A 21,885-nucleotide genomic window follows, 5' to 3' on the forward strand; every position below is an offset into this window, starting at 1 on the left:
CAGCGCCTTCTGCCCGCCGGTTGCAACCCCGCCCATGGAGCGGGTGAAGCCGTACTGATCGCCGGTCGGCTGCTGGATGGTGCTGCCGCCAAGCCCCTTGGCCCAGACACAGGAGCCATCCGTCAGCATGATCCCGTCGCCCTCGAAGGCGGGGCAGGACAGCACGCTGTTGGCCGCGGCAATGGCGGAAGCGGGCGACAGCGCCACGCCGGCGGCTGCCGTCTGCGAGGCGAGCTTCTGCAGATCGTCGGAGAGAGAGCTGGTGGTCGATTGCTGGAACGAACCGAAGATCTGGCCGATGGTGATCTCGTCGGATGCGGTGGCTGAAGCCGTCTCGCCCGCCGAAAGGCGGTCCCAGACCTCCTGCAGCCCGCGGGAAACCTCCGAGGCATTCTTGCCGAGCGACAGCCCGGTATCGGTGAAATGGGCGCTGTCGACCGAGAAGCCTTCCCAGCCATCGCTACCCGTCGTCACATCGGTGAAGTCATAGATCAGCGATGACAGCACGGTGATATCGGCAAGATCCGTGCCCTCGACCTTGAGGAAGTCGGTGCGGGTGTTCGGAAGCAGCGACGTTGCATTGACATCCACGCCCCAGCTGCCGGCGAAATCGCCTTCAACCACCAGCGTGTCACCGGTGCCGCTCTCCATATCGACATCAAGGCCAGTGATAAGGCCGCCACTGCTGGAAGTCGCTGTGCTCCAGTTTTTCACCGTCGAGCGGCTGTAATAGGTGAAGGCGGTAAAGGCGGCATCAAGGCCGAGCGTCTCGGCATCATAGGTGCTGCCGTAATCGGACGAGCCGATCCCGACCAGATCACCGGAGAACACCGTCTGGATCACATGGCCTTCACCGCCGAGATTGATGGTGCCCGAATTCAGCACCGTGTCGAGGCCGGCAATCACACCACTTGTGAAACTGCCGTGATTGAGCAGCAGGGTCTTGCCTTCACTGGCCTCCGTCGCCAGGCTGACCACACCATCTGCATTCGCGGAAACCGAGGAACTGTAATCCTTGACGGTAGTGACGGATCCGGCCTTGGAAACCACGACGTTGCCGGTGATGCTGCCGCTGTTTTCCAGCTTGAATTTGCCATTCTTGCTGTAGGCGGCGTAGATGGCACCGCCATTCTCATCGGAACTGGCCGAGGCGCTGATGGAGCCGGAAGAGCCCACAGTCACGGTGATGGTGCTGTCCTGCGTCTGCGCCCAGACGCCCCAGGAGCCTTCCCCCGTGACCGAGACCGATCCGTCGACCGTCACGTTGACGTCACCTGAACTACTGGTAAATCCGCTGTCCAAATAGCGGTTCAGCGACCCGGCATAGACCTTGCCGTTCCGCTCGAAGATGCCGCCCGAGCCGGAAATTGACTGCGCGATGATGCCATGGGCGTAGTCACCGGTCGTCGTGATGGATGAATCTTCATCAACGGTGACAGTGACCGTGCCGGAATTGGCGTAGCCCTGAAGATAGGCCGTCGAGTAATAGCTGTATTTGGCATCCTTGCTCGAAACGTAATAGGCATTGATCTTGCCGGCGGAAAGATCCGCCGCCAGACCGCCGCCGCCAGCGATCGACTGGGCAACGACGCCGGCAGCGCCATCGCCGGAGGTGACGATCGAACCGCCCGTCAGCGATACCGTGACATCATCCGCCCCGCCGGCATAGGCCTTTTCGGCAAAGGTCACGGAGGAGAAGGAGGCGCTCGATGCATTGACCAGGCCGCCGCCCGCGCCGATGGACTGCGCGACAATGCCGAAGGCGCGCGTTCCCGATGTCGTGATCGTGCCCTTGTTGGTAACCGTAACCGTTCCGCTCTGGATATTCGGGTTTGCCTTCCCCGAACCATAGCTGCCAAGCTGCACCGTCATGACATCGGAGATCGTGTCATCATTGACAAGCGAACTCGTGCCGAATGCCATGATGGCGATGCCGCCACCGCCGGCGATCGACTGGGCGACGACAGCACTCGAATTGTCGCCCTTCGTCGTGATCGCCTCCTTGCTCAGCAGCTCGACATAGACACTGCCGCTTTCGAGACTGTCTTCGAAGGAATTGCTTTCAAGCTTGGCCCCGAGCGTGATGGCAATGGAATCGGGCGCGTAGCCGCTGAAAGTGCCGATGCCACCGCCGCCGCCGATCGACTGGGCGATCACGCCGATGGAGGAAAACCCGGCCGTATAGACATCCGAGGCATAGACGCTGACCTTGCCGCCATTGCCAAGCGCGCCTTCGCCCGATCCGCCGAGCGTGAGTGCTGCCGTCACGCTGACACTGTTCAACCCGTCTATGGCCGCCTTGAGCGCAACACTGCTCTGGTTGGATGACAGCGAAACGGTTCCGCCACCCTGACCGATGGACTGGGCAACCACGCCATGGGAGGTCGGACCATAGGTCTTGATGGAGCCGTGGGAAAAGTCATCTTTGCCTTCTTCCGGAAGCCCGAAAATAACCGTGCCGCCATCGCCCGATGCGCCGCCGGACGATCCTGCGGTCGCTGTCAGCGTCGTTTTAATATCGGCGCTCGCCTTCAACTCGATCTTGGTCTTCTCGTCGCTGGTCAGTTCCTTTTCAATCTCTATACTGTGCGACACAGAACTGGTGCCGGAGCCGCCGATACCGCCGCCGCCGCCAATCGACTGGACCGTGACGCCATTGGCGGCATCGCCGGTCGTAACGATGGTTCCGGCATTCCAGGCATAGGCCGAGCCGCCATCGCCCCCCGAGCCGCCTGTGGTGCCGAGCCCGAGCGTGACAGTATTGGAAGCATCCGCGTCACCGGTTCCGCTGCCGCCCGTACCGCCGCCGCCGCCGATCGACTGGACAACAAGCGCACCGGCGTTGCTGCCACTGGTCTTGATCGAACCGGTATCCGAAACGCCCCCCTTGGCGAGGCCACCTTCACCACCAGAGCCGGCACTTCCGCCAAGCAAAAGCGTCAGGGCAACCGTGCTTTCGCCAAAGGCGTTGAGCGAATCGCTTTCGCCGGTTCCACCATTGCCGCCGCCGCCGCCGATCGATTGCACCAGCATGCCATAGGCAAACTCGCCTTCTGTCGAGATGGTGCCGAGATTATGCGCATAGGCTTCGCCGCCCTTGCCGCCATCGCCTCCAGAGCCACCAATGGACACATTGGTTGTCAGGGAGAGCGACTTGCCCTGCAGTCCGACAACGCCATCCGTTTCCTTTGCGAGCAGGCTTTGCAGCGATGCGGACCCTGACGCAGCCGTCGAATCGCCGCCATTGCCGCCGCCGCCGCCGATCGATTGCACGACCAGCCCGGAAGAGCCATCGCCGGTTGTGGTGATCTTGGCGCCGTCTTCCACCCAGGCATTTGCGCTCCCGCCATCGCCGCCGGTCGCGCCCGAGCCGCCATGGGAGATCGAGACCGAGAGCGAAGCGCTGTCGCCGCCCCACTCGGTAGGTACGCCCGCAGCGATCGCCTTGGCCGTCGATCCGCCGCCATCGCCGCCGCCGCCGCCAATCGACTGGACGAGGACGGCAACAGAATCCGTGCCTGTCGTCGTGACGGTTCCGCCGATATGGCCGTTGACCTCCCCGCCATCACCACCGTCGCCGCCATTGCCGCCGGTCGCGACGGACAGGCTGACGACGCCGCTGTCGCTGATCGATTTGGCAGCGCCGCCGCTGCCGCCGCCGCCGCCGATCGATTGCAGCAGAATGGCCGTCGCATGATAGCCGCTGGTGGAAATGACACTCTTGTTGTTGCGCTCCAGCGTAACCGTTCCGCCGTCGCCGCCGCCGCCGCCACTGCCACCGACCGCAAGCGAGATGCCGATGCCGAACGACGATGCCTTGCCGCCGGTACCGCCGCCGCCGCCGACGGATTGCGCGATAATCGCGCTTGCATAGTCGCCATAGGTCGTGATCGAGCCGACATTGGAAATATCGACATCGCCGCCATCACCGCCATTGCCGCCCGTACCGCCGATCGTGGCGAAAATGCCGAATCCGTTTGTGCCGGTGCCGCCGCCACCGCCAATCGATTGCGCGACAATGCCATGCGCTTCCGCACCATAGGTGACAATCGTGCCGGAATTGGTGACATAGACCTCACCGCCATTCGAGCCGTCCTTGTTGTTGTCACCCGAGCCTCCGAGATTGCTGGAGGTGCCCTGGCCGACCACGATGCCGCCGCCGCCGCCAATCGATTGCGCCAGAATACCAATGCCACCGGTAACAACCGTATTCGCAACCTTTGTTCCGCTGGAATAGGACGTGCCGGCATATTTGGTGATGATCGTGCCGTCGTTGATGACGGTCACCTTCGCACCATCAGCGTTGCTGGCCCCGGTTCCGACCGTCTGTGACGTCGACGAATTGACAGCCCCGTAGCTATCCGTGGAGAGCGTCGCCGTTGCCGTCAAGATCCCGCCGCCGCCGCCAATTGACTGGGCGATGATGCCATGGGCCGAAATACCGTTGGTTACGATCTTGCCGGTATTGAGAACATAAACATCCGAACTGCCCTGAGACGAATCATTGGTATCGCCAAGGGTGATGTCGCCATCGCCGGAATAGCGGAAATTGGCACCGGAATAGGCGGCCGCTGCCGACTGGGCGACAATGCCGTGAGAATAAGCGCCTGCCGTGGAAATATAGAAATCACTGATGACCGTGACCTTTCCGGCATTGCCGGCATAGGTATAATTCTTGCCCTTGGCTCCGCCGCTGCCGCCAAGGGACTGCGCCACGATTCCGGACGAATAGGCACCGCTTGTCTTGATCGTCCCGCCGCCGGATACGGTGACGCTGACAGCCGCACCATTGCCGCCGGGCTTGTAGCTGCCGCTCCACGAGGTGGAATAGCCCATGCCGCCAGCGCTGACAGCAAGGATACCGGCAGAATCGTCGCCACTGGTTGTGACAAGGGTCTTGGAGGTGCCATAAAGCGATACGGTGACAGTGTCGCCATCCCCGCCACCGCCGACATCGCCACCATTGTTGAAGCCATAGCCGCCAATGCTCTTGGCAGCAATCGCCGCCCCTGAGACACGCTGCGCCAGACTGCCGATCGTCGAACCAAGCGCGATCTTTGGCTCGCCATTCTGCTTTATGACGCCATTGCCGACCGTGCCTGATGACTTCGTGGAAATGGTGCCCGAAAACGCCGTTGACGATGATCCGATCGTGACCGTGACCGCGCTGGCATCGCCACCATAGGCTTCGCCCAGATATTGATCCGTCAGGAAGTTACCCGTTCCGGTCCCCTGGCTGCCGCCATAGGACGCAGCGAGAACGGCTGGGCCGCTGGTCGTGGCATAGACCGAACCGCTCACATAGATGCCAACCGTTCCGGCAGAACCCGCAACTGTCTCGCTGGCGGTTTTGCCCGTCGGCTCCATCAATGTGTTGGCGTGACCGCCGGAGCTGATGGCAACAATGCCAAAGGTCGATCCGGTGACCGTGCCTGTCGATTTCACATAGACATCGCCGCCATCGCCGCCAGCGCCGTAGGTCGTATCACCGCCGAGCGAGATGGCGTAGATCCCGCCGCCGACAGTGCTGGTGAGCGTGGCGCTATTGGTGATCGAAATTGCGCCGCCCAGCCCGCCGGAGGTGACGAAGCTCGCATACTGAAAATTGTCCGATGCATGCGATACCACCGAAATGGCCGCACTCTGCGTCGACAGCGCGCGCTGCATGTAGACGGAACTGACGGAAGTTTCGATTATCGACGATGATGATGCGGCGGCTGAAACCGTAATCGCCGCAGAATTGTTGATGGTGATGTTCAGGCCGGGCTGCCCGTTCTTGGCCATCACCTTTGCCTCGGGGATTGGCAGGGTCGCGGCATCATAGGCCATATAGGCCCCGCCATAGGCATATTGCGGTGTTGTAATCGTGCTGGACGACGTGATTGTGCAGGTGAAGGTGGTCGACTGCACGGTGCTGGCATCATTGACCATGCCGCTTGTCGAGGACGGGTCGCAGCTGGCGGCGGCATAGGCCCTTGAATATCCCCGCGCATAAAACGGCATCGGCACGCCGGCGAGCGTTCCGGCAAGCGCGGTCGACTGAAACAGCAATGATGATGCAACCCATCGTGCACGGGCCTTGCGGCTGGACGCCGAAGCCTTCGCAAGAGACGTCCTGTTCCTTTCAGCGTCCTTGGCAGTCACATGCAATTCCTTTTTCTCGATTCAGATCAGGAGAACCATCACCCCCAAAAGTTAGATCTGACTAACGCTATTAGGTCATGACTTCCCAAAAGACAAAATCATTCAGCGGACCTTTTCTGGGAATTGCGGTTTAACAATCGCCCAGAGTTGCATTCCTGACACTCAATGCCGTGGAAATCGATCTGAGGCTGGCCGAAGGGACGAGGATACCGACAGCATCCGAGACGGAACCGGCGCTGCGGTCGAAGATCAGCTGCCGGACGATCGCCCGATGGTTTCGGTCAGATAGTCGATAAAGACCCGAACCTTCACCGAAAGAAACTTCCGGCTGAGATAGACAGCATAGAGGCTGAAATCGCCCATCCGCCAGTCCTGCAGCAATGGCACCAGCATGCCACTGGCAATATCATCGGCGAGAATGAAGTCCGGCTGGACGATGATCCCGCCACCCGCCAGAGCAAGCTCCCGCAACAAGTCACCATTGGTCGCATGAATGCTGGGACTGACCCGCACCGTTGTCTCCGCTCCCGCAGCATTCAGGAGCACCCAGTTATCGCCGGAAGAGAGGTAGGAATAGCTCAGCACCTCATGGTCCGATAGCGCCTGAGGCGTTGCCGGTTCTCCGTGCTTGACCAGATAGGATGGCGAAGCACAGATAATCATCTGGATGGGGGCGATCTTGCGGGCAATCAGGTTCTGGCTTGGCGCCCGCGCAATGCGCAGCGCAATATCAAGGCCGTCATGGGCCAGATCGACGACGCGGTCAGTGAGGTCGATATCCAGTCGCAGCTTCGGATAACGCGCATGAAATTCAGGCAGCAGCCGGGACAGCGTGTGAATGCCGAAGGACAGCGGCGCACTGATCCGCAGAACGCCGCTGGGCATGGCCGTATGCTGCCCGACGACGGCCTCCATTTCCGCCACATCATGCAAGATCTGTTGGCCGCGCTGATAGAGCGCCTGGCCAGGTTCGGAGAGCGATAGCCGGCGTGTGGTCCGGTGCAGCAGACGAACGCCAAAATGGCTTTCCAGTGCCGCGACCTGACGGGAAATGGCGGCATTGGACGTATCAAGCAACGCGGCCGCTGCAACGAAACTGCCGCTGTCGACGACGGTTACGAAGACCTGAACTGCACGAAAAAGATCCATGAGAATGCCATTGTTACGTTTTGCGTAACAGTCTTACACGGCTGGGCCGCTTTTTCCATCGATTCCTTCGATCTAGTTTCACCGCATCGAAACGCGATCAGGCCGGCATAGGAAGCCCTCGCCAGGCTCGGCCAATCCAACGAAAGGACGACAATCATGCGTAAACTCACATCACTTCTGGCCGCTGCCGCGATCAGCCTGCCGCTCGCCACCGCCGCCTCTGCCCAGCAGACAACGACGCCCCAGGATGCGAATGCAGCCATTCCCGCCCTGATGACAGAACTTTCGAAGTATCAGAGCGCCGAGGAGACGACGAAAAAGAACCTTGAGACCTTCGACACCCTCGATTTCGATGTCTACACGCATCAGAAATGGGACCGGCTTCACGAAAGCCACGCCCAGGATATTCTGGTTCACTATCCTGATGGCACCACGACCAAAGGCCTCGACGCCCATATCGAAGCCCTGAAGCCGATGTTCGTCTTCGCACCCGACACCCGTATCGAGTCCCATCCGGTGAAATTTGGCGATGGCGAGTGGACCGGCGTCATCGGCGTTCTGGAAGGCACCTTTACCGAGCCCATGCCAGTCGGTGACGGCAAGACACTGGATCCGACGGGCAAGCCGTTCAAGCTCACCATGGCGACGCTTGGCCACTGGAACAGCGACGGTGTCATGGATGAAGAATATCTTTTCTGGGACAATCTCGATTTCATGAAGCAGATTGGCCTCGCGCAGTAAACGCGCTACCAGATATCAATATCCGGCCGGTGGTCACATTGAGCTGACCCCCGGCCCTTGCGCGATGAATGACCACAGGAAACTACCCCATGTCCGATCTGAACACGGCCTTCGCCAATCTGCCGCCAACGCCGCGGATGCCCGCACTCTTCATCGGTCATGGCAATCCGATGAACGCCATCGAGGACAACGCCTATAGCCGATCCTGGCATGAGGTCGGCGAGAACCTCCCCGTGCCGGCAGCTATCCTGTGCGTCTCGGCCCATTGGATGACATCGGGAACGACACTGGTTCATGTCGGCCAGCAGCCCGCAACGATCCATGACTTCGGCGGCTTTCCGCCGGAACTTTTCGCACAGCAATATCCGGCACCGGGCGCGCCCGAACTTGCACAGGCAACCATAGACCTTGTCCGGTCATCCCACCTGGAAGCCGACACCGAATGGGGCCTCGACCACGGCGCCTGGTCCGTGCTGATCCGGATGTTCCCGAAGGCGAATATCCCCGTATTCCAGCTGTCGCTCGACCTGCGCAAATCCGCCCGCGCGCATTTTGAGCTGGCACAGGAGCTGAAAGTTCTTCGCGAACGCGGCGTTCTGATCATCGGCAGCGGCAACCTCGTGCATAATCTCCGCGCCTTGCGGCCCGGTGCAGCGCCCTACGACTGGGCGCAGATCTTTGATGCGCATGTGGCAAAGTCGCTTGAACAGCGCGATTTCCTCTCGGTTACCGATGCGCTGTCGCTCGGGCGTGTGGCGCAGCTTGCCAATCCGACCCCCGAACATTTCCTGCCCTCGCTCTATTCGATCGGCGTCGCCGATCCAAAGGACGACCTCTCCTTCTTCAATACATCCTTCGACATGGCCTCCCTGTCGATGCGCTCCTTCATTCTGTCCTAAAGCGCCGTGCGTCCTTTTGGACGCACCAGGACGCCCTATCTTATTGAATCGACGCAGCCGCTCGCTCACCGCGGCCCGGCCTTTCGCACCCTCCCAGCATCGCAAGACAGGATCGCGGAACCATGACTGGTTCCGCGCGGGCAGCATTTGTGTCTTGACATAACGATTTCAATTATAGATATTTCTATTATTGAAATGGGAGGATGGCATGATCGTTGAGGGAGCCAGCGCCCCGCGTGACCTCAGAACCCTCGCTATCGAGGCGGATCTGGTGGTGGTGGGCGGCGGTCTTTCCGGCGTCTGCGCCGCAATCGCGGCCGCGCGGGAAGGGCTCAAAGTCACATTGGTGCAGGACCGGCCGGTTCTGGGCGGCAACGCCTCAAGCGAGGTCCGGCTGTGGATACTGGGCGCGACCTCCCATGGCGGCAACAACAACCGCTTTGCCCGCGAAGGCGGGATCATCAACGAGCTGCTGCTGGAAAATCAGTTCCGCAATCCGGGCGGCAATCCGGTGATCTTCGACAGCATTGTTCAGGACTGGGTGGGCCGGGAGCAGAACCTGACCGTGCTCGTCAACACCCAGGTCTTCCATGCGGTTACAACAGACAACCGCGTCCGCGAGATCCATGCCTTCAATTCCCAGAACAGCACCATGTACCGGCTTTCCGGCCCCTTTTTCGCCGATTCCAGCGGTGACGGCATTCTCGTTCACCTGTCCGGGGCGGCCTATCGCATGGGGGCGGAACGGGCCGAGGAGTTCGATGAGCCGATGGCGCCGGGCAATAATTACGGCGAGCTGCTTGGCCATTCGATGTATTTCTACACCAAGGATGTCGGCCATCAGGTGGATTATGTGGCACCCGATTTCGCATTGAAGGACGTGCCGCAACTGATCCCGCGTTATCGCCGCTTCCGCACCAGCGAACAGGGCTGTTCGCTGTGGTGGATCGAATGGGGCGGCAGGCTTGATACGATCCATCAGTCGGAAGAGATCAAGGGCGAATTGCAGAAGATCGTCTATGGCGTCTGGAACTACATCAAGAATTCCGGCGCGTTTCCCGAAGCCGCCAATCTGGCGCTCGAATGGGTCGGCACCATTCCGGGAAAACGCGAAAGCCGCCGCGCGGAAGGCGACTATATTCTGAGGCAGAAGGATATAGTCCGCCAGGTCGTCCACGAAGACGACGTCTGCCATGGCGGCTGGTCGATCGACCTGCATCCCGCTGATGGCGTCTATGGCGATGCCGATGGCTGCAACCAGTATCACGCCAAAGGCGTCTATGGCATTCCCTTCCGCTGCATGTACAGCCGCAACATCGAAAATCTCTTCACCAATGGCAGGCTTCTGTCCGCCTCCCATGTCGCCTTCGGATCAACCCGGGTGATGGCGACATCATCGACCGTGGGGCAGGCGATCGGCACGGCGGCGGCCCTTTGCGTCAAAAAGGGCATTCTGCCGCGCGATGTGGCGACGCCGGACGTTCTTCCCGCCTTCAAACACGCCTTGTCACGGGCCGGCCACTACGTGCCCCATTACGATGCTCTGGCAGACGGTAATCTGGCATGTCGCGCAAAAATCACCGCATCCTCGACCTTCTCGCTCACCAGCCTTGCCCATGATCACGGCTATAGGCGGCTGAAAACGAGCTACGCCCAGCTTTTGCCGGGCCGCAGCGACATCGCCAATGTGATCCATGTGCCGCTGCGCGCCGGGCGGCAGACGGAGCTCACAGTTGAGCTGAAGATTGCCGAGAAGCCTGAAAACCATACGCCGGACATTCTGGTCAGCGCGCTCTCGCTGCCGCTTGAAGCCGGCGAACAGACGATCACCATCCCGCTGCCGGCCCTTGCCCGCGCGCAATATGTGTTTGTCTGCTTTCTGGAAAATCCGGATGTCGAAATCGGGCTTTCGAGCGAATGCATCACCGGCCTCGTCGCGGTCAAGAAAGGCGGCCTTGACAAGGTCTCGACCACGGCCCGGCAGGAAGCCCCCTTTTCGCTCGGCGTTGACAGTTTCGATTTCTGGGTGCCGGAACGGCGCCCCGAAGGCGCAAACATTGCCCTTGTTGCCGACCATCCGCTGCATCTGTTCGATACTGCCAATCTTGTTTCCGGGCCGCTCAGACCGACTTTCGGTCCGAATGCCTGGATGGCCGATCGCGCCGACCCGGCCCCCGAGGTGACGCTCGATTTCGAGACGCCGGTCCGCGCCGCAAAACTCATTCTCTATCTTGATTGCGATTACGATCATCCGCTGGAAAGCGTGCAGTACCGCCACCACGACCGGGTGATGCCGCTTCTTGTCCATGACGTCACGGTCAGTGCCAATGGCCGCGTCGTTGCCGAGATCCTCGACAATCGCAATCCCGTCCTTGCTGTCGATCTTTCGGAGGAAAGCCTGATCGGCAGCCTGAGCCTGCGGATGGCCAACAGACAGGGCCACGCCGTGTCACTGCTTGGAGTGCGTGTAGAATAAACCGATACGTGGAGGAGAGATGATGATGATGTTCAAAGCGGGCGTTGCGGCGCTGGCGCTTTCGGCAAGCGCGTTTGCCGCCCATGCCGCCGATGGCAAGGTGACATTCCTGAACTGGATCACGGCCGAGCCCAGCAATGCGCCGGTGATGGATCAGCTGATCGAAGAGACCGGCGTGCCGGTGGATGTGCTTTCGAGCGCCTGGGGAGATATGCAGAAGACGGTGTTTCTGAGGATCAGGACCAAGCAGCCGCTTGATGTCTACCAGGCGCAGGAACGCTGGCTGCCGACCTTCGCCCAGATGCCGGATGTGGTCGATTTCAACGAGCTTTACGGCGAGGAAAAGCTCGCGGCGATGTTCCCGCCGGAAGTGCTGGCCGCAGGCCAGGTTCAGGGCAGACAGGTTGGCATGCCATGGAATATCGGCTCAATCAGCCTTGTCTCCAACCGCAAGGTGCTGGAGCCGGCAGGCGTGAGCGAACCACCGGCGACGATCGCCGACTTCGTTACCGACCTTGAAAAAGTCAAGGCGGCAAACCCGAACAGCACGCCTTATGCCATGATGACCAAGGGTGATGATCTGGTATCGAGTGATTTTCAGCTCTGGCTCTGGGCTTTTGGCGGCTCGATCTTCGATGATAACGGCAAGCCCGTCGTCAATTCTGAAGCAACGGTTGCAACACTGGACTTCATGAAGGATCTGGTCGATCGCGGTCTCGCTGCCCTGGATGTCGATCGCGGCGCGGCGCGGCGCATGTTCGGCCAGGGAGAAAGCGCCTATTATTTCGATGCGCCGGTTGCCAAGGGCTTTGCCGAGGATTTTTCCGGTGAAGGCGAAGCCTTCATCAAATATATCTACCCGATCCCGATGCCCGTGGCTGAGGCCGGCATGACACCGCATTCGATGGAATGGGGTCACCTTCTGGTGATGCGCAAGACGGACGAAGGCATGGTGGACGGCACCCTTTCAGCCGAAAGCCCCTCGGCAAAGCTGATTTCGGGCCTCACCATGAATGACCAGATCCAGCTTGAATATTTCCAGAAGCTGGGCGCGATACCGGTCACCAACTCGGCGCGGATGAGCGACATCGTCACCTCCGACCAGTATATTGTCGACTGGAACGCCTCGCTCGGCATGCCGAAGCTCAACGAACTCGCGTCTCTCAAGGACAGCGCCAATTATGTCGGCATTGTTTCAGAGGAAGTGCAGTCCGCCGTGCTGGGCAAGAAGGATGCGGCAACGGCCGCGGCCGATATGCAGGCCCGCATCGAGAAACTGATGAACTGAGGACGGTGAGATGGACATGGCGACCACGCGCCAGATGGGGGCGACAAGCCCGGCCCGGCGCAAACCCGGCTATCTGAAACGTTCAGACAGGCGCTTTGCCTATCTGATCCTCGCCCCGGCGATGTTTGCGTTTCTGGTCATGGTGGCCTGGCCCTTCGTGGATGCCATGTCCATGGCCTTCTACCAGTACACGATCTACGACACGGAGCCGATCTTCATCGGCTTCGAGAATTTCAAGACCATCCTGACCGATCCTTATGTACTCGGCTCCTGGGTGACGACGGCGATCTTCGTCGCCGGAACGACACTGCTGACGATGTTTCTCGGCCTGTCCTGGGCGCTGCTCATGTATCAGGATTTTCGCGGGCGCGCCGTCTTCCGCACCATGACGCTGCTGCCCTGGATCCTGCCGTCGACGGTGAGCGCCTTCATCTGGGCCTGGATGCTGAACGGGCGCTACGGCATCGTCAACGTGCTGCTGATGGATATCGGGGCGGTCAGTTCCCCCGTCCAGTTTCTCTCCAATGATGTCGGGGCGATGATGGCGGTGATCCTGACGCGGACCTGGATTTCGATCCCGCTGTTCATGTCCTTCTTCCTTGCTGGCCTGCAGAGCATGGACTTCCAGCAGATCGAGGCGGCGCGCATCGATGGCGCCGGTAATCTGAAGATCGTGCGGCGCCTGATCCTGCCGCATCTCAAACCGGTCTTCCTTGTCACCGGCGCGCTCGGCATGATCGGCAATCTGCAGCAGTTCGATATCATTTTCGCGCTGACCGGCGGCGGTCCGGTCCGGGCAACATCGGTCCTGTCGATCGAGGTCTACAAACAGGCGTTCCAGAACTGGAATCTCGGCATGGCGTCGGCCATCGGCGTGCTCTGGGTCTTCACGCTGATGCCGATCGTCATCTTCTATCTCAGAAGCCTGTTCAGGGAGGATTGAGCCATGCTTGAGCTGCGCAGCTGGCGGGAAAAGACCGGCTTTGTCGTCATTCTCGCCGTCATCGCCTTCTTTCTGTTCTTCCCGGTCTACTGGGCGCTGTCGAGCGCCTTCAAGGCCAATGCCGAGCTCTACCTGTCGAACCCGACTTTCGTGCCACACCGGCCCTATCTCGGCCATTTCATCAATGCCATCACGCAGGGCCCGCTGATCCTGCAGCTCGGCAACAGCCTCATAACCTCCACCGCGTCGGCGCTTCTGAATGCGGTTCTGGCCGCCCTTGCCGGCTATTCCTTCGCCAAGTTCGACTATCCGGTCAAACGGCCGCTGATGCTGCTGATCCTGTCGGCGCAGATGTTTCCCTTCGGCGTCCTGCTGATCAGCATCTATCCGATGCTGCAATCGGTCGGCCTGCTCGACACCCGGATCGGGCTGACGATATCCTATATCGTCTTCGCGCTGCCGGTTTCGACCTATATGATGTACAGCTATTTCAAGCAGGTGCCGAACGAGCTGATCGAAGCCGCGAAAGTCGATGGCGCCAGCAATATGAAGATCTTCCGCCGTATCGTCATGCCGATCTCGCTGCCGGCCTTCATCACCGTCGCGCTCTATGCCTTCATGTGGTCGTGGAACGATCTGCTCTATTCGATGACGCTGATTACCTCTGACGACAAACGCACGGTCGGCCCCGGCCTTCTGCTACGCTATATCAACGAAAACAATGCCGATTGGGGCGGGGCCATGGCAGCCTCCTTCATCGTCGCGGCGCCGATTATCCTTGTCTTTTCCGTGCTGCAGAAGCAATTCATCGGTGGTGTGACATCGGGAGCGGTGAAGTGAGCGACAAACCCCAGACATCCCAGCCCAATCAGAGCCTTGTCGATGGCATCCGCTGCTTTCAGGAGCTGACGACCAGCGACCATCCGCTCGGCACCAAGGAACTCGCCGAACGGCTCGGCATCAACATGATCAAGGTGAACCGGCTGCTCAGGACGCTGAAGGCGATCGGCATGGCCGAGCAGAACCAGCAGAAGAAATATCTGCCCGGCCCGGTGGTGCATGTTCTGGCCGCGCAGAGTTTCCATTCCTCTGCCCTGTTCCGGGCCGCCACCCATGTGGCCATCAGCCATGCCTATGACGACCGGACGCTCGCAATCGGCATTCTGTGGAAGGATGCGGTCGTCTACATGTACCACGCGCTCGCCCATCAGAATCCGGCCGAAGGGCTTGGCGGGTACCATCTCTATCACGCCTCGCAATCATCGATCGGCAAGGCGCTTCTGGCGGAGATGGATGATGAGACGCTGACGCTGTGCATCACTGACTGGTCGGAAGAAGCGCGGGCGGGCCTTGCGGATACCATCGCAGCCATCCGGCGCAACGGCTATGCCTGCCAGCGCGATGCGGCGGGCCGCATCAACAATATCGCGGCCACATTTTCGGTTGGCGGCGCCAGGGCGGGCATCGCCTTCACCGACATCGCCATCGAGGATGGCGCGCTTGAAAACTATGTCGGCGAGCTGAAGACACTGATCCGCGAAATTGAAAGCTACGCCTGACGGGCGGAACCGGGAGGAAAATCATGGCCGATGTGAAACTCGATCGGGTGGTCAAGCGCTTCGGAGAGCTGGAGACCATCCATGGCGTCGATCTCGATATTGAAAGCGGATCCTTCGTCGTCTTTGTCGGTCCGTCGGGCTGCGGGAAATCGACGCTCCTGCGCATGATCGCGGGACTTGAAGAGGTCACCGAAGGTGATGTCTATATTGGCGGCAAATGCGTGACCGAGGCGAAGGCGAGCGCCCGTGGCATCGGCATGGTGTTCCAGTCCTATGCGCTTTATCCGCACATGACGGTCCGCGAGAATATAAGCTTCGGCCTCGAAGTCGCCGGCGAGCCGAAGGATGTGATTGAGGCGCGCGTCGGCGAAGCGGCTGAAATCCTCAAACTCGGTGAGCTGCTTGACCGCAAGCCGCGCCAGCTTTCGGGCGGCCAGCGCCAGCGCGTCGCCATTGGCCGCACCATCGTGCGCCAGCCCAAGGTGTTCCTGTTTGACGAACCGCTCTCCAATCTCGATGCCGAGCTTCGCGTCCAGATGCGCATCGAGATCACCAGGCTGCATGAGCGGCTTGGCAACACGATGATCTACGTGACCCACGACCAGGTCGAGGCCATGACCATGGCCGACAAGATCGTGGTTCTGCGCGATGGTGCGGTGGAGCAGGTCGGGACCCCGCTTGCCCTCTATCACCGGCCGGAAAACCGTTTTGTTGCCGGTTTTATCGGCTCGCCCAAGATGAATTTCCTGCCCGTCCGCGTGGAGGCAGTCGCCGGGAACAGCGTCACGATCACCCTGCCGGACAGTCAGGAGATCACCTTGTCGGCGTCCGGGCCTCTTCCCCCACCCGGCGCAATGCTGGAACTGGGCATTCGACCGGAGCATTTCATCGTCGGCAAGGGCGGCGATTTCGAGGTCATGCTGCATTGCGACGTCGTCGAGGAACTTGGCGGCACCACCTATGTCTATGGCGAATATGGCGGCTGTCAGGTGATCGTCGAAGGTGATGGCGACATGCAGATTGCCCGCGGCAGGGACAGCCTCTTCAGCTTCGAACGGAGCCGCCTGCATCTCTTTGACGGCGATGGCAAAGCGGTCATGCTGCAGCGCGGCACCGATCACGCACCGGCTGGAAAACGCCTGGCCAATGATGCCGCCGCCGATCACATCATGAGCACGCGCTGAACGCGTGGCGCATCCCTGAGGCCATTTCAGCGGAGCAGCTCAAGTCGAGAAGCCTTGGTCCTGCGGTATGAAACAATCCGGCCTTTCGATCCGCCCCGATGCGAACCAGACGCGGGATACGCCATCACGACGGGCGGATGCCTATTGCCGTGGACAGGTCTTGTCGCAGCTGATGGGTTCTATCCGGACGAATTTTTCACATTTCGTCTCGACAGCCGGCGCTGCCAGCTTCGGCTTCGCCAGACCAAGAATGACATCCAGACCACTGCTAAAATCGGCGGTGGACGGTCTGGGCGTATTGCGCCCTGTCGCGGCGGCCTCCTTCTTTCTCAGGCAGTTCAGGCTCCTTCTGTTTTCGACAATCCGTGCGAGCAGCACGCACTTGCCGAAGAAGTCCTTATCGTTCGGATTACAAAAGCCCGACGAATTCAACAATATCACGCTCAGTTTTGCATTCGGCCCGTCCACTTCAGGCGCAAAAGGAAGTCGTTGATACTTCACGGAATAGCCTTTTCGCAGCTCGCCATCGGCAACCACTGCCGTAGCCTCAATGACGAATGGCACCATGAAAAGCGAGACACGCATTCTCGAGACAACCCTGACACCGTCAGCGACCCTTTCCGAAGAGATGATCTCTGGATCTCCGTATATCTCGGTCGGTGCAACCGGAACCGCCCAGGTATTCGGACGAACCACCGGCTGGAGCCCCAGAACAGGCGTTCTGCCAACGCCGAGCTCCACGAAACTCTCACTAAGCTCATTCACATGGAGTGTCCCGGTTCTACTGTTGATCGTCATCCGCATCTCGCCGGATTCATTCTTGCTGAAGAAATCCTCTCTTCCTGCGGTGCACCGCTGACCATCAAGATAAAGAATGATGACGACCATCTGGATCTCACCCTCTGACCCTTTGACCCGTTCGCAATCCACCCAACCCTGCGCCGAAGCCTGGTTCTGCAGCCCGAACAGGATTACCGTCAACAAAACCAGAAAATACATGAATGTCTTTGTGTTATTCACCTTAACACCCCTCACAGGTCGACAGAAAAAATCCCATGATTGCAGAACAAGACTGGATCTATCGATGAACATATTCAGATCTTGGCTAGATATTGCCAAAACAGCCAAAACAAAAATCAGGTATATCTAGTCTTTACTTACGAAGACGGGTGATTTCCGCCACCAGAATGCGAGCATGTTCCGTTCCATCATCCGGCGTGTATCGCTCTCACATCCCAGATCGATCAGGATTGCACCGATCGTGTTCGCGGCCTGCCGCGAAACGTCGGAATCGTTGGTCTTCTCCAGAATGGGCGCAAATCCGTACGGAACCTCGATCGTTCCCTTGGGCGTCTTTACCGGGGTCGTGCTTCCCTGGAACTGGCCCAATCCGTTGCGGTATTCTGTCCAGCTGATCGTGGCGTTGTTCAGTGTGTCCGTCGGCTCGCCGCAGTCTCCCAACACGGACAGGCGAGTGATGCCATACATGGACAGCAATCCTGCATATCTGGCTTCAATCAGCTGCTTTTCGAGCCCTGGCATGAATTCTCGGACAAGCGGGGCCAACGGCCCCAGTTCACCTATACCTACGCGCGCATCCTGCTTCAGCAGCTCATTCAGTGCGCCGAACTGTCCTTTCGAAAACATGCGCATGCGCACACCCCAGAGAGAGCTTCCGAAGACGTCTCCGCTCGCGCCAAGAGCGGCAACCAGTTCCGCTCTTTCCCGCGACACGACCTTCAGCTTGTATTCCTTTTGCTTCTTGCTCGCCGGATCAACGGTAACCACGGAAATCACGTCGCCTTCTGACAGATGTGTCAGAAGCTCGATAATCTGTGCTGGCCCCTCGGTCCTTATGATCCGTCCTTTGTCGGCGCTGATGAAGTGGGCAAAGGTTACGATCACTCCGGGGGGCAGATTTCCGTCATTCGCGTGATCCGGATCGACCTTCACTGCGAAACGGAAGCGCCCATCGGGAAGAACCCCCTTGAAAGGGCTGAGGCTCGACGGGTTCAGGGCCTTCACGATCTCCAGCTCGGTCACCTCGCCCTGGGCGCGAGCTTCACCGGTACCGCAGAGGCTCGCCCATAAAAGAAATGCGACTATCTTGACGCCTGAACCTCTGAGCAAGCCCCGTCCTCCCGGTAGATGCACCTCGCATCAAGCTGGCCATCTGGCCGTTGTTCAAACACGATGTCTCTCTGTGCTAAGCGATATTCGACACCGTCCAGCTTGCCTGCTCTGCTGTCGTAAGGTTCCTGTGCCCGGCCGCTATATTTGCGCCATTTGACGGCGAAGATGCAGCGCATCAGGGGCGCAGCCTCGAAGCAGGCAATCTGGTCCGGGTCGATGTCGCTTTGCTGCAACATCTGGACGCCCATGTCTGCATCGACCGCGCGATCCGTGATGAAACCACCATCCGGCAACACGTGGAACGTCACCGCCGGATCCGTCGCATAGATGAGACGCTGAAGCCGAACATAGCCATCATTGATCATTGCCGGATCAATCTCTTTCGGCCTTGCTGTGGCGATATCGACGAACCACCGCTTGGAAGGATCAAGCATTGCCACCTGGTTCTCGGCTTCCGGATCGACCCTGAACTGCAAGTCCGGCTGAAGCGCGAAGGCGAAAGCGACCAGATAGGCCACCGGCGTCGCGGACCCCTCTTTGAACTTGCTGACGACCTTCGCGATCATCGGTCGCTCATGCGACTTCGACCAGACAATGGCGTAGCAGCCATTGCCGTAACTTTTCTTGATGAATGTTTTCTCGGCCTGAAAGCAGGGAATACCGCGCGCGCTGTCATAATAGGGAACATCTCTCTTCCGCTCGCTCGTGGTGATCGTGATTTTCTGCTTGCTGAAGACAAGCGTAGCCAGTGCCGGGCGCTCCTCCAGCGCGGGTTTCGCCTCGCCTCCGAGGTAAGCCACGACCTTAAGCGTCTTGCCAGCGAGCGATTCAGGTTCCGCCCAGCGCACCAGGATCCTGTCACCCTTGGAAGAAGAGTCAGGGTCATCCTCAGCAGTCAGCAGCGCCTCCGCCCATTCATAGTTTCCGCCTTTCGGCTCTGGAAAACGAAACAGATCAACAAAGCCGGGGTTCAGGTTAAGGGTGGCATCAAAGTAGGGCGGTGAGCCCTTGTCGGCCGCTGCAACTTCGGTAACGCCGCAGACTATCGCGAATATTGCCAGGTAAGCTGCCCTAAAGATTCTACGCATCGGTTCCGCCTTCTCAACCTGGCGGGCGACAGTCCCGCGCCAACTGTGGCCGATCTCAGGTCAACCGCGCCGCTGCAGAAACAATATTTGCCCGCTGCCCCCTGGACAACCTGACAACACTGTCAGGTTTCGAAACGGAAATAGATCTGCCACCCTCGATATCGGGATGGTCTGGCGGACCTGCGGGCAGCTTTCTCACTGCAGAGGAGGCTGCTCACTCCGCACTTCTTCTGTGTTTCGGAGACGCAAACATGCGATTTGGAATCCTGCTTCTCGTGCTGGCATTGTTTCAGGTCCCGTCGGCGGCCGGGGCTCAGCCGAGCTTCAACTGCAAGCAGGCGACGACACCGACGGAAATCGCGATCTGTCGGTCTCAGGTGCTTTCGGCACTCGACCAGCAGATCGCGGAGGCCTACGCCAAAGCCCGGTCAGGAAAGTCCGAACAGACACGAAACAGGATTCGCAGCGAACAGATGAACTGGCTTGGCATGCGCGATCAGTGCGGTGCTGACAGCGCCTGTCTCGACATCACCATGAGCCAGCGGGCGAGGCAGCTCAGTGCGGCGCCAGCCTCGGCAACAGCGCGCGGGAAACTGACCGGTTCTTATTGCGCCAATGGCTTTAGCGACAAGATACTGATTGAAGATTATGGAAATGCACTCGACTTCAGCATTTCAAGCTTTCAACGCGGCTTTAGCTGCGGTACCGGCCGCATTCATGCCGTCAGGAATGGCAACGCCTTTACCGCAAAGGAGAGTGGATGCTCCTTCCGAATCGTTGTCTCTGGTGGAAGTCTCGTATTCACAGCAGGCGGTGAACCAGCCTGCGCCGATTTCTGCGGTGCCCGCGCCAGATTCGGCGAACGTTCCTTCAACCTGAATGCAAAGCATCCGTTGGAGGCCGACTGGATGACCGCCGAAGAATCGGGCGGCTGCTAGAGCGCCATGCGTTCTCTTGGACGCGCCAGGACGCTCTAGCTCATTGAATCTACGCATCGTTCTTTTCGAAAATCGATTCCGATTTTCGAGCCGATGCGCTAGCGTCAGCCCTGCTTCTGATTGATGGAGCGAAGCGTATCCGGAATAATCAGCTTCCGGCGGACAGCCGTGACGGTTGCGGCCATTTTGTTGTTGCTTCCCATCTTCTTGAAAATATTGTTCCAGTGAAAGCGGACCGTTGCCGTCGAGATGCCGGTAATCTCGGCAATCTCCCAGTCGGTCTTTCCCGCGGCTGACCATGACAGGACGTCCTTTTCCCGCTGGGTGAGATGCGGTGCCTGACCTGACCGATATGAACCGAGATAGCTGTCATAGAACATCGAAGACAACAGAAAGATGTCGGCGAGAGCGTTGATGTTATGGTCATCCTCAGCCTGCGGCCGCGAAATGCCGAAGCCCGCGATTTCTCCCGAAGCGTTGACGATCGAGACGCTGATGCCATCATGCAACCCGGCCTCGGCCGCCTCTTTCATCAGGCGGGCCCAGCTGGCATCGGCCTTGCCCTGAAAGCGCGGCATGAGGCTCAGCTTCTCAATCGCGTGAGACCAGAAAAAGGCACCGGGCCGGCTGATAATCAGCTGGAACACCGGGTCAACCTCATGGCAATCCCGTTCCCGGTAATATTTCATCCAATCTTCCGGGTAGACTGTCAGCATTCCGTGCAGTGCCGTTTCGCCGATCGACGGATGATCTGTCATCAGCGAAAAGACAGCCTTGTCATATCCATGATGTGCCACAAAAGCACAATAATGCCTGAACGCCTCTTCTTGGGAACGGGCGTGCATGATGGCTTCGGCCGCGGCTTCCAGTCTGCTCAACGCTCACCCTCTCAATTTTGTCAGTTTTTCCGAATGCTGCACTTCCAATAAATTCTTTGATCATCAGGATGAATGGTTTCAGTCAGACAAATCCGTCATCGCAAGCATACGAATTTCCGTCATTTCAGACCGAATTCAGCAAAATTAAGCGCATACGCAAACAATAGAAAAGTCATTTGAACCAGACGCCGGTTCCCGGCATCGGCATGAAACTGAAAATACCAGAAAATGACAAAACTGTAATATTCAACTTGCCCGGGGGGAGAGGTATTTCGGCTCATCGCCGCGCACTCAAGGCAAGCGACGATGAGACAGAAATCCCGGCGGGAAAGATCCTCCGCCGGGAAGACGCTCGAGGGCATCCGCCGCGCCACGCGCCGGCGGCGGCTGCGTGGCACATCGGACGATCCCGGAACTGGACGGCGATATCAACGCCGGCATCAAACGCCGCGATGAAAACCCGCC

At 59.3% G+C, this 21,885-nt stretch carries 16 protein-coding genes; 9 read left to right on the forward strand and 7 right to left on the reverse strand.

Translation table 11 applies throughout. The features are described 5' to 3' along the window. Both HCK86_RS22610 and HCK86_RS22615 read right to left on the reverse strand, forming a co-directional pair. A partial coding sequence (locus HCK86_RS22610) for an autotransporter outer membrane beta-barrel domain-containing protein (protein ID WP_176086761.1) occupies positions 1-6,144 on the reverse strand: 6,144 nt, incomplete at its 3' end. Positions 6,145-6,393: 249 nt separating this feature from the next. Further along, positions 6,394-7,293: a LysR family transcriptional regulator gene (locus HCK86_RS22615; protein WP_176086762.1), complete on the reverse strand. Its 900-nt coding sequence runs from the start codon at positions 7,291-7,293 to the stop codon at positions 6,394-6,396. Positions 7,294-7,449: 156 nt separating this feature from the next. Between HCK86_RS22615 and HCK86_RS22620 the strand changes: the two genes are divergently transcribed. The 8 genes from HCK86_RS22620 to ugpC all read left to right on the forward strand — a co-directional run bounded on the left by HCK86_RS22620 (position 7,450) and on the right by ugpC (position 16,383). Further along, positions 7,450-8,034, forward strand: a complete 585-nt coding sequence (locus HCK86_RS22620; RefSeq protein WP_176086763.1) for an ester cyclase — start codon at positions 7,450-7,452, stop codon at positions 8,032-8,034. 89 nt (positions 8,035-8,123) lie between these two features. Then, on the forward strand, positions 8,124-8,933 hold the full coding sequence (gene ygiD, locus HCK86_RS22625; protein ID WP_176086764.1) for a 4,5-DOPA dioxygenase extradiol: 810 nt from the start codon (positions 8,124-8,126) through the stop codon (positions 8,931-8,933). A 208-nt stretch (positions 8,934-9,141) separates the two neighbouring features. Then, on the forward strand, positions 9,142-11,409 hold the full coding sequence (locus HCK86_RS22630) for an FAD-dependent oxidoreductase (protein WP_176086765.1): 2,268 nt from the start codon (positions 9,142-9,144) through the stop codon (positions 11,407-11,409). Positions 11,410-11,431: 22 nt separating this feature from the next. After that, complete coding sequence (locus tag HCK86_RS22635; RefSeq protein WP_176086766.1) at positions 11,432-12,697, forward strand: extracellular solute-binding protein; 1,266 nt, start codon at positions 11,432-11,434, stop codon at positions 12,695-12,697. A 10-nt stretch (positions 12,698-12,707) separates the two neighbouring features. Further along, positions 12,708-13,640: a sugar ABC transporter permease gene (locus tag HCK86_RS22640; RefSeq protein ID WP_176086767.1), complete on the forward strand. Its 933-nt coding sequence runs from the start codon at positions 12,708-12,710 to the stop codon at positions 13,638-13,640. Positions 13,641-13,643: 3 nt separating this feature from the next. Then, a complete protein-coding gene (locus tag HCK86_RS22645; RefSeq protein WP_176086768.1) occupies positions 13,644-14,480 on the forward strand; it encodes a carbohydrate ABC transporter permease in 837 nt (278 codons plus the stop codon). Beyond that, positions 14,477-15,199, forward strand: coding sequence for a helix-turn-helix domain-containing protein (locus tag HCK86_RS22650; RefSeq protein WP_176086769.1), 723 nt, complete (start codon positions 14,477-14,479; stop codon positions 15,197-15,199). The genes HCK86_RS22645 and HCK86_RS22650 overlap by 4 nt, the downstream gene beginning before the upstream one ends. Positions 15,200-15,222: 23 nt before the next feature. Continuing rightward, a complete protein-coding gene (gene ugpC, locus HCK86_RS22655; RefSeq protein ID WP_176086770.1) occupies positions 15,223-16,383 on the forward strand; it encodes a sn-glycerol-3-phosphate ABC transporter ATP-binding protein UgpC in 1,161 nt (386 codons plus the stop codon). Between the two features lie 141 nt (positions 16,384-16,524). On the opposite strand, the gene HCK86_RS22660 is transcribed toward ugpC, so the two are convergent. The 3 genes from HCK86_RS22660 to HCK86_RS22670 form a co-directional block, all read right to left on the reverse strand. Next, positions 16,525-17,382, reverse strand: a complete 858-nt coding sequence (locus tag HCK86_RS22660) for a hypothetical protein (RefSeq protein ID WP_176086771.1) — start codon at positions 17,380-17,382, stop codon at positions 16,525-16,527. A 147-nt stretch (positions 17,383-17,529) separates the two neighbouring features. After that, complete coding sequence (locus HCK86_RS22665) at positions 17,530-18,513, reverse strand: hypothetical protein (RefSeq protein ID WP_176086772.1); 984 nt, start codon at positions 18,511-18,513, stop codon at positions 17,530-17,532. After that, the gene (locus HCK86_RS22670) at positions 18,486-19,604 is read right to left on the reverse strand and encodes a hypothetical protein (RefSeq protein ID WP_176086773.1); all 1,119 of its coding nucleotides are present in this window, start codon (positions 19,602-19,604) and stop codon (positions 18,486-18,488) included. Before HCK86_RS22670 ends, HCK86_RS22665 begins: the two co-directional genes overlap by 28 nt. A gap of 251 nt (positions 19,605-19,855) precedes the next feature. Between HCK86_RS22670 and HCK86_RS22675 the strand changes: the two genes are divergently transcribed. Further along, positions 19,856-20,542: a lysozyme inhibitor LprI family protein gene (locus tag HCK86_RS22675; RefSeq protein ID WP_176086774.1), complete on the forward strand. Its 687-nt coding sequence runs from the start codon at positions 19,856-19,858 to the stop codon at positions 20,540-20,542. A 104-nt stretch (positions 20,543-20,646) separates the two neighbouring features. Here HCK86_RS22675 and HCK86_RS22680 read toward each other — a convergent pair whose 3' ends face one another. Both HCK86_RS22680 and HCK86_RS22685 read right to left on the reverse strand, forming a co-directional pair. Continuing rightward, on the reverse strand, positions 20,647-21,420 hold the full coding sequence (locus HCK86_RS22680) for a LuxR family transcriptional regulator (protein WP_176086775.1): 774 nt from the start codon (positions 21,418-21,420) through the stop codon (positions 20,647-20,649). A 119-nt stretch (positions 21,421-21,539) separates the two neighbouring features. Beyond that, the gene (locus tag HCK86_RS22685; RefSeq protein ID WP_176086776.1) at positions 21,540-21,818 is read right to left on the reverse strand and encodes a hypothetical protein; all 279 of its coding nucleotides are present in this window, start codon (positions 21,816-21,818) and stop codon (positions 21,540-21,542) included. Positions 21,819-21,885 lie beyond the last annotated feature (67 nt).

Source organism: Martelella sp. HB161492 (genome assembly GCF_013184775.1).
GTDB lineage: Bacteria > Pseudomonadota > Alphaproteobacteria > Rhizobiales > Rhizobiaceae > Martelella.

Excerpts from the sequence above, each read along its gene's own strand:
- HCK86_RS22645 (WP_176086768.1), top strand. The coding sequence starts at position 13,644 with ATGCTTGAGCTGCGCAGCTGGCGGGAAAAGACCGGCTTTGTCGTCATT.
- HCK86_RS22630 (WP_176086765.1), top strand. The coding sequence starts at position 9,142 with ATGATCGTTGAGGGAGCCAGCGCCCCGCGTGACCTCAGAACCCTCGCT.
- HCK86_RS22620 (WP_176086763.1), top strand. The coding sequence starts at position 7,450 with ATGCGTAAACTCACATCACTTCTGGCCGCTGCCGCGATCAGCCTGCCG.
- HCK86_RS22615 (WP_176086762.1), bottom strand. The coding sequence starts at position 7,293 with ATGGATCTTTTTCGTGCAGTTCAGGTCTTCGTAACCGTCGTCGACAGC.
- HCK86_RS22675 (WP_176086774.1), top strand. The coding sequence starts at position 19,856 with ATGCGATTTGGAATCCTGCTTCTCGTGCTGGCATTGTTTCAGGTCCCG.
- HCK86_RS22640 (WP_176086767.1), top strand. The coding sequence starts at position 12,708 with ATGGACATGGCGACCACGCGCCAGATGGGGGCGACAAGCCCGGCCCGG.
- HCK86_RS22670 (WP_176086773.1), bottom strand. The coding sequence starts at position 19,604 with ATGCGTAGAATCTTTAGGGCAGCTTACCTGGCAATATTCGCGATAGTC.
- HCK86_RS22660 (WP_176086771.1), bottom strand. The coding sequence starts at position 17,382 with ATGTATTTTCTGGTTTTGTTGACGGTAATCCTGTTCGGGCTGCAGAAC.
- ugpC (WP_176086770.1), top strand. The coding sequence starts at position 15,223 with ATGGCCGATGTGAAACTCGATCGGGTGGTCAAGCGCTTCGGAGAGCTG.
- ygiD (WP_176086764.1), top strand. The coding sequence starts at position 8,124 with ATGTCCGATCTGAACACGGCCTTCGCCAATCTGCCGCCAACGCCGCGG.
- HCK86_RS22635 (WP_176086766.1), top strand. The coding sequence starts at position 11,432 with ATGATGATGTTCAAAGCGGGCGTTGCGGCGCTGGCGCTTTCGGCAAGC.